Annotated in this window: 6 protein-coding genes; 2 read left to right on the forward strand and 4 right to left on the reverse strand. The window is 76.0% G+C overall.

Annotated features, from left to right (window positions below; genetic code table 11):
• Positions 1–222: 222 nt before the first annotated feature.
• Genes CCN42_RS33515 through CCN42_RS33525 form a run of 4 tightly spaced genes read right to left on the reverse strand, consistent with a single transcriptional unit; the run spans position 223 to position 5,270 of the window.
• Positions 223–1,476, reverse strand: a complete 1,254-nt coding sequence (locus tag CCN42_RS33515) for a vWA domain-containing protein (RefSeq protein ID WP_245877584.1) — start codon at positions 1,474–1,476, stop codon at positions 223–225.
• Positions 1,473–3,947 (reverse strand): DUF5682 family protein, encoded by a 2,475-nt coding sequence (locus CCN42_RS33520; protein ID WP_422641230.1) that lies wholly within the window; start codon positions 3,945–3,947, stop codon positions 1,473–1,475. Before CCN42_RS33520 ends, CCN42_RS33515 begins: the two co-directional genes overlap by 4 nt.
• Positions 3,880–4,152 (reverse strand): hypothetical protein, encoded by a 273-nt coding sequence (locus CCN42_RS42270; protein ID WP_143662109.1) that lies wholly within the window; start codon positions 4,150–4,152, stop codon positions 3,880–3,882. Before CCN42_RS42270 ends, CCN42_RS33520 begins: the two co-directional genes overlap by 68 nt.
• A complete protein-coding gene (locus CCN42_RS33525; RefSeq protein ID WP_086741218.1) occupies positions 4,149–5,270 on the reverse strand; it encodes an ATP-binding protein in 1,122 nt (373 codons plus the stop codon). The genes CCN42_RS42270 and CCN42_RS33525 overlap by 4 nt, the downstream gene beginning before the upstream one ends.
• Before the next feature lie 144 nt (positions 5,271–5,414).
• Here CCN42_RS33525 and CCN42_RS33530 point away from each other — a divergent pair, with 144 nt between their 5' ends.
• Together CCN42_RS33530 and CCN42_RS33535 are read left to right on the forward strand one after the other, a co-directional pair.
• Entirely contained in the window at positions 5,415–6,767 is a 1,353-nt protein-coding gene (locus CCN42_RS33530; protein ID WP_086741214.1) for an SWIM zinc finger family protein, read from the forward strand.
• 184 nt (positions 6,768–6,951) lie between these two features.
• Positions 6,952–8,496 (forward strand): DUF5691 domain-containing protein (locus CCN42_RS33535; protein ID WP_086741215.1); only part of this gene is annotated, 1,545 nt, incomplete at its 3' end.

Consider the following 8,496-nt stretch of genomic DNA (forward strand, 5'->3'; position numbering starts at 1 on the left):
TGCCCGGTGCCGCTGCGCGCGCAGGACGCGCGCAGCGGCACCGGGCAGGGCTGCTGACCAAGTCAAGAGGTGGAGGTTCCTCCGTGCGAGGGGACTGGGCGATGTCATGGGGGTGAGCGGCGTCGATCCTTGCACGCGACTCGGGAGGTTGCGCAAGCCCCCTGTGACCGATGGGTACTCATGTCCCCTTTCGGGCCGGTCTCCTACCGGGGTTCCCGGACGTCACGCCGTGTCCGGTATCGGCAGCGGACGCTTCTCGATCGCCGCCGCCATCACCTCCGGGAACAGATCGGGCGTACAGGCGAAGGCCGGTGTGCCGAGCGCCGCGAGCGCCGCCGCGTGGTCCCGGTCGTAGGCGGGCGCACCCTCGTCGGACAGCGCGAGCAGCGTCACGAACTGCACCCCCGACGCCTTCATCGCCGCGACCCGTTTCAGCATCTCGTCCCGTATCCCCCCTTCGTAGAGGTCGCTGATCAGCACCACCACCGTCTCCGTGGGGCGGGTGATCCGCGACTGGCAGTACGCAAGCGCCCGGTTGATGTCCGTGCCGCCGCCCAGCTGGGTGCCGAACAGCACGTCCACCGGGTCGTCGAGCCGGTCGGTGAGGTCGACGACCGCCGTGTCGAAGACGACGAACCGGGTGCTGACCGACCGCATGGACGCCAGCACCGCCCCGAACACCGAGGCGTGGACGACGGACGCCGCCATCGAGCCCGACTGGTCGACGCACAGGACGACGTCCTTCTTCACGGACCGCGACGCCCGCCCGTACCCGATCAGCCGCTCGGGCACGACCGTCCGGTGCTCCGGCAGATAGTGCTTGAGGTTGGCCGCGATCGTGCGGTTCCAGTCGATGTCGTGGTGGCGCGGCCGGTGGACCCGGGCGCTGCGGTCGAGCGCGCCGGCCAGGGTGGCCCGGGTGCGGGTGGCGAGCCGCTTCTCCAGGTCCTCGACGACCTTGCGCACGACCGCCCGTGCGGTCTCCTTGGTCGTCTCGGGCATCGCCTTGTTCAGCGAGAGCAGGGTGCCGACGAGGTGCACATCGGCCTGCACCGCCTCCAGCATCTCCGGCTCCAGCAGCAGCGTGGACAGTCCGAGCCGGTCGATGGCGTCCCGCTGCATCACCTGGACGACGGAGGACGGGAAGTACCTCCGGATGTCCCCGAGCCAGCGCGCCACGGCCGGCGCCGAAGCGCCGAGCCCCGCCGCCCGCTCCTTCCCGGCGGCCGGCTTGTCGCGCTTCCCGTACAGCGCGGCCAGCGCGCCGTCCATCGCGGCGTCCCGCCCGGTGAGCGCGTGTCCGGTGCCGTCGGCCGCGTCGCCGCCGAGCACCAGCCGCCAGCGCCGCAACCGCTCGCGGGCGGCGGCCTCCGGATCGACCGCACCCGCCGGGCCGCCTGCACCCGCCGGACCGGCCGCGCCCGCCTGATCGGACGTCCCCCTCGGCAGCCCGGTGGCCCCCGTCCCGGTCGTCATGTGCCCACCCCCACAGGTCTGTTGTCCTCGAAGCCGGCCGGTCCGCCGTCCCCGTCCAGTCCCAGCAGCAGCCGCACCACCGGCAGCACGGCGTCCGCTCGCTCGGTGTCGGGGTCCGGGGCGAAGCCGGGCAGCCCGGCACCCGTCCCGGCGACGCTCCCCCGTGCCCCGGGCCCGCGCCGGACCAGCTCGCCGAGGGTTCTGCGCACGCCCGGCTCGTACGCCGAGAAGGTGCGCCGCAGCAGCGGCAGCACATCCGTGAACGTCTCCGCCGGAACCCGGGTCAGCCAGCCGTCGACCAGACCGAGCAGCCGCTCGTCGTGCACCAGCAGCATTCCGCCGGCGCCGCCCCCGACGAAGCCCTCGATCCACGCCGCCGCGTCACCCGGCGGCGTCCCCGGCGACAGCGCCAGTCCCATGAGCCGGGCCGCCTCCTCCTGGTCCAGCGCTCCGTCGTCCAGCAGCAGTCGCGCCGAGCGGCCCCGGATGACCCCGGGCACGCTGTCCCGCGCGGACAGCACACCGAGCACGGCCTGCCAGCGCCCGCGCAGCCCACCGTGAGCGGGGGCCGGTGTCCCGCCGAGCAGCCCGACCGCCCGGTGCACCGCGTCGAGATGGTGCCGCATCTCCTCCGCCGCGTCGGCGTCGAGCGCGGTGCAGGCCGGGGGCAGGCCGACGAAGACCCTCTCGGCGAGGCCCGCGGCGACCTCGGCCAGCGCTCCGGTGTCCGTGCCGCGCACATCGCCGTAGCGCAGGGAGCGGACCAGGGCCGGGAGCGCCTGCGCGAGGTGGCCGACGTCGGTGTCGAGCGCCGCGCGGTCGGCGAGGATCCGCATCACCGTCGGCAGGGCGTCCGGCAGTCCGGCGAGCAGGCAGTGTTCGGCCAGCGCGGTGACCTCTGCGAGACTCCGCGCGGCGACGGCGTCGGCCTCCGCCTTCGCGCCCGCCGCGCCGAGCACCGTCGTCCCCCAGCCGCCCGCCTCGGCGACCCGCACGGCCAGCTCCGGCTCCCAGCGCAGCCGCCAGGTCTCCCGGAACGTACCCGTGCTGCCGCGCGAGACGGCCGGCTCGCCCCAGGGCACGTCCAGCAGCCGCAGCCGGTGCAGCAGCCTGCTGCGCCCGGCGTCGGTCTCCTTGCGCAGGTCCAGCTCCAGCTCGCGCTCGGGTGCTTCCGGTTTGAGCCGCAGCCGGCGCTGGAGCCGGGTGAGGTCGCGCTGCAACGGCACCGCGGGCGCCGAGGGCGGCACCTCGCCCAGGGCATCCCCCACCACCAGCCGGTCGTGCACCAGGGCCAGCGACACGTCCGAGCCGTCGCACATCACCGCCCGTACGGCGTCGGTCGTCTCGCCGAGTCCGGGCAGCGGGCGCCCGCGCAGCGCGGCGAGCGTGTCCGCCAGCCGGACCGCCTCGATGACGTGCGCCGGGGAGACCGTCCGGCCCTCGTCCCGCAGCAGCCCGGCCACCTTGGTCAGCCACCGTTCGACGGGCCGGTCCGGCGCGGCGAACAGATGCCCGTACCAGCCCGGCGAGTCGACGCCCGCCCCGTACCCGCCGGCTCTCGCGAGCCGGCGGTAGGTCCACGGCACCCACGTGACGTCCGTCCTGACCTTGGGCAGCCCCTTCAGCATCGCCCGGTCGGCGGCGACGGTGGCCTTCCGCCGCAGCGCCGGGACATGCCAGGCACCGCAGACCACGGCCACCCCGCCACCGAACTCCCGCTGTGCGGCGCGCACCTGGAGCCGCATGTACGCCTCCCGCACGAGGTCCCGGTCCTGGCCTCCGCCGCCGTACACCTCCCGCAGCGATCCCATGGCCTCCTCCAGCGCGGCGAACGACGCGAACGGGTCCCCGGCGCCGGCGCCCCGGTGCTCGACCACGTCCTCCCACCAGCGCTCCGGGTCGTCGTATCCGGCGGTCCCGGCGAGCACGGCGAGCGGATCGACCCGCACGTCGGCTCGGGGCGGCGGCTCCTCCCCGCCGGCTCCGGGCACCGGCTCCTCCGCGGCCTCGTCCCCGCATCCGGCCGCCGCCCCGCTCCACGCCAGCGTGTGCGTGGCCGGCAGGTCGATGAAGCGGGCGGGCACGTCGTGGTCCAGGGCCCAGCGGAGCGCCACCCACTCCGGGGAGAACTCGGCGAGCGGCCAGAAGGCCGACCGTCCGGGTTCGTCCACGGCGTGGGCGAGGAGGGCGACCGGGGGCCGCATCTCCTCGTCGGCGGCCAGCGGGATCAGCGGGTCGGCCTCGGGTGGGCCCTCGATCAGCACCACTCGGGGCAGCGCGGCCTCCAGCGCCGCCCGCACGGCCCGCGCCGACCCGGGCCCGTGGTGCCGTACGCCGAGCAGCAGCGGCTCCCCGGCGCGGGCCGCTCCGGCTGCCCCGGCTGCCCTCTCAGCCCTGGGAGCCTCAACCACCCCAGCCGCCCCGGCTCCTCCGGCCCGGACCGCCCGCTCGGCCTTCTCGGCGTCGTTCATCCCGTCCCCCTGGCCGCCGCGGCCACCCCAGGTCGTCGTCGGACACCACGCACCCGACCACCCCGTCACCCGGGTCCCCGCCCACCACGTTCCATCCGCTGTCGTTGCCGTTGCCGCTGCCGTTGCCGCTGCCGCCGGCCTGGGCGTTGTGATTGCCGTTGCCGTTGGCGTTGCGACTGCCGTTGGCGTTCCGCTTGCCGATCACGCGCTCACCTCCCGGCACGCCCGGTAGAAATCGGTCCAGCCGTCGCGTTCGCGGACCACCGCCTCCAGGTACTCCTGCCAGACCACCCGGTCCGCCGCCGGATCGCGGACCACGGCGCCGAGAAGGCCCGCGGCGACATCGCCCGGCCGCAGCACGCCGTCGCCGAAGTGGGCGGCCAGCGCAAGGCCGTTGGTGACGACGGAGATCGCCTCGGCGGTGGACAGCGTGCCGCTCGGCGACTTGACCTTCGTCCGGCCGTCCGCGGTGACCCCGTCGCGCAGTTCCCGGAAGACGGTCACCACGCGGCGGATCTCGTCGATCCCGTCCGGCGCGGCGGGCAGGTCGAGGGACCGGCCGATCTGGTCGACGCGCCGCGAGACGATGTCGACCTCGGCCTCGACGGTCTCCGGCAACGGCAGCACCACCGTGTTGAACCGGCGGCGCAGCGCGCTGGAGAGGTCGTTGACCCCGCGGTCGCGGTCGTTGGCCGTGGCGATCAGGTTGAAGCCGCGGACGGCCTGCACCTCCTGGCCCAGCTCCGGTACCGGCAGTGTCTTCTCGGACAGGATGGTGATGAGGGTGTCCTGCACGTCGGCCGGGATCCGGGTCAGTTCCTCGACACGGGCGGTCATCCCCTCGGCCATGGCCCGCATGACGGGGCTGGGCACCAGCGCGTCGCGGCTCGGTCCGTGGGCGAGCAGCTGCGCGTAGTTCCACCCGTAGCGGATCGCCTCCTCGGGTGTGCCGGCCGTGCCCTGCACCAGCAGCGTGGAGTCGCCGCTGACCGCCGCGGCCAGGTGCTCGGAGACCCAGGTCTTGGCGGTGCCGGGCACGCCGAGCAGGAGCAGGGCGCGGTCGGTGGCGAGGGTGGTGACGGCGACCTCGACGAGGCGGCGCGGCCCCACGTACTTCGGAGTGATCACCGTGCCGTCCGGCAGGGTGCCGCCGAGCAGATAGGTCGCGACGGCCCACGGTGACAGCTTCCAGCGGGCCGGGCGCGGACGGTCGTCCTGTGCCGCCAGCGCCGCGAGCTCGTCCGCGAAGGCGTCCTCGGCGTGCGGGCGCAGCGGCTCGCTCGCGGTCGGTCGCACGGATGTCGGTTCCTTGGACACGGACATGGCGAAGTCCCCCTCCAGCTGAGCCGGTTCGGTCTGTGACCAACCGTGCACCACCCCACTGACAATCCGTTCCGACCTGCGCGAACGTGCCTCCGGCGATGCTCGCCGGGTCGATTGTCAGTGGGGGGATCTACCGTCGGAGACATGACTCAGCAGGGGGTGCGCTGGACGGCGGACCAGGTGCTGGCACTGGCACCTGACGCCGCGTCACGCTCAGCGGGCGGCAGACTCGGGGTGGCCGGGCCGTGGTCCGGGACGGGGACGGACGAGGGGGCGGTGTGGGGACTGTGCAAGGGCAGCGGCAGCGAGCCGTATCGGACGGTCGTGGACGTCACGGACGCGTCCGGCCCCGCGTTCGGGTGCAGCTGCCCGAGCCGTGGGTTCCCGTGCAAGCACGCGCTGGGACTGCTCCTGCTGTGGTCCGGCGGGGAGGTTCCGGCGGCGCCGGACCGGGTGCCGGACTGGGTGGGGGAATGGCTGGCGGAGAGGGGGGAGCGCGCGGCGCGGCACGGGACGGCCGAGGAGGGGGGCTCCGCGCCCGGTCCGGCCGACCCGGAGGCGGCGCGCCGCCGGGCGGAGCGCCGGGCAGCGCGGATCACCGCGGGCGCGACGGAGCTGGAGCAGCGCCTGGCCGATCTGCTGGGCGCCGGCCTGGCCACGGCCGAACAGGCGGGGTACGGCCTGTGGGAGGAGACGGCCGCCCGCATGATCGACGCGCAGGCCCCGGGCCTCGCCTCACGGGTCCGGGAGCTGGGCGCGATCCCCGCGTCCGGCCCCGGCTGGCCGGTGCGCCTGCTGGAGGAGTGCGCGCTGCTGCACCTGCTCGACCAGGGCTGGCTGCGCCGTGAGCGACTGCCGGACGGCCTGGCGGCGACGGTCCGTTCCCGGGTCGGCCTGCCCTCTTCGGCGGACGGCCCGCCCGTGCGCGACCACTGGCTGGTCCTCGCCCAGTACGACCTGGCGGACCCGCGGCTGACGACCCGCCGGATCTGGCTGTACGGCACGGAGACGCGCCGCACCGCGCTCCTCCTGTCGTACGGCGCCGGAGGCCGCGCCCCGGACCTGGCCCTGCCGGTCGGACTGGCCCTGGATGCGGAGGTGTCCGCCTACCCGGGCGCCGGGCGGCTGCGAGTGGCTCTCGGCGAGCGGTTCGCGCCTCCCCGGCCCACGTCGGCACGGCCCGCCGGGGTGACGACGAGTCAGGCGGCGGCCCGTTACGGCGAAGCGCTGCGGGACGACCCGTGGCTGGACGCGGTCCCGGTGACGCTGGGCCGGGTGGTGCCCACTCCCGACGGCGACTTCTGGCAGCTGGCGGACGCCGACGAGGACATGGCGCTGCCGCTGACCCCCGCGGCTCGTTCCCGGCCGGGGCTGTGGCGCCTGGTCGCGCTCTCGGGCGGTGCCCCCCTCACGGTCTTCGGCGAGTGCGGCCACCAGGGCTTCACTCCGCTGACGGCCTGGCCGCGGGGGGAGGGCGAGGTGGTGCCGCTGCACTGACCCCGGCGGCGGCCGTCTCCCCCGCCTCTCGCTCTCCCTCGGCTCTCTCGGCTCCCCGTTCGGCGCGGGAGACACATCGAGGCCGCGGCTCCCGCGCCGGACGCGCATCCGACCCGCCCCGCGGGACACCCGCCACCGATGACCTCTCGACCGCTCCGGCACGCGCTCGGAGGAAAGGAACCTCGTGACCAGGACTTACGCTCCTGCGCAGACGCCCGCCCCGGGCGCCTGGGAGGAGCTCGTCACCGCAGCGCTGCTCGGCACGGACCGGCGTACCCCGCCCGGCATCCCGCCGGGCCCTCGGGCACCGGCAGCACTGCTGGACGCGGCGGCGGCGGAGACCGTACGGCGCCGGGCGGGGCTGCGCCCCGCGCGGGCGGCGCGGCGACCGGACCCGGCGCCCGAGGATCCGCGGCCGGCGCTGCCCGCAGCGGCGGCCCGCAGGCTCGCGGTGCTGCTGGCCGACCGGTCCGGCACGGCGGGCGGCGGGCGCAGAGGCGCCGCGCCGGATCTGATGGAGCTGCTGCCGCAGTGGCTGGCGATGGCCAACGCCCATGGCTTCGCGGCGCCCCCGCAGGCGCTGCCCGCGCTGCTGGACGCGGCCCGGGGCCGGACCGATCTGCGGCCCGCCGCACTGGTGTTCGCGGGTCCGCGCGCGCTGTGGCTCGCCCGGCTCAACCCGGACTGGCGGTTCGCGCTGCGCTCCACGCCGGGCGGCGACGCCGCGCTGCCCCGGCCGGGGGACACGGACCGGGTCCGGGAGCTGTGGCGGGAAGGCCTGTTCGCGGAACGGGTCGCCCTGCTCACGGCGATCCGCGCACAGGATCCGGCCGCCGCCCGCGAGCTGCTGGCGGGCACCTGGCCGACGGAGCGCGCCGAGGACCGGCTGATGTTCCTGGACTCGCTGCGCACCGGGCTCGGTCCGGACGACGAGCCCTTCCTGGAGCAGGCGCTCGCCGACCGGAGCCGCAACGTCCGGGCGACGGCGGCCGAGCTGCTGTCGGCGCTGCCGGGTTCGGCGCTGGCCGGGCGGATGGCGGTCCGGGCGGCGGCCTGCGTCGCCGTCGACCACACCGGGGACGGCCCGCGACTCGTCGTCGAGGCGCCGCACGAGTGCGACGCGGGCATGGAACGCGACGGTGTGATCGCCAAGGCCCCGGCGGGGCGCGGCGAGCGGTCCTGGTGGTTCGGTCAGCTGGCGGAGGCGGCGCCGCTCGCGGCCTGGCCGGCCCGGCTGGGCGGCCGTACGCCGCGCGAGATCCTGGCCCTTCCGGTGGCCGACGACTGGCGGAGCGAGTTGCACGCGGCCTGGTGCCGGGCGGCGGTGCGGCAGCGGGACGCGGAGTGGGCGCGGGCGCTGCTCGGCCCGCCGTCGTCACCGGAGGCGGGCGGGCCGGGGGCGGTGTCGCTGGCCGAGCGGGCCAAGCTGCTGGGCACGCTGGGCGCCGGGGAACGGGCCGCGTGGGTGGCCGGGTTCATCGCGGCGCACGGACTGTCGGAGGCGTTCCAGCTGCTCGGTGTGTGCGCGGTGCCGTGGGCGGCGCCGCTGGGGCGGGCGGTGGTCGACGCGCTCAACATCGCTCGCGACGCCGGGAGTTACCCGTGGAGTTTCAGCGGGGTGATGGGACTGGCCGAGCGCTGCCTGGACCCGTCCGAGGCCGGCCGCCTCGACGGTCTCCTGGCGGCGCCGGAGGAAGCGGAGGACGCGTCACCGGGGGCGGGCGGGTAC

The organism is Streptomyces glaucescens, from assembly GCF_002154375.1.
Classification (GTDB): domain Bacteria; phylum Actinomycetota; class Actinomycetes; order Streptomycetales; family Streptomycetaceae; genus Streptomyces; species Streptomyces glaucescens.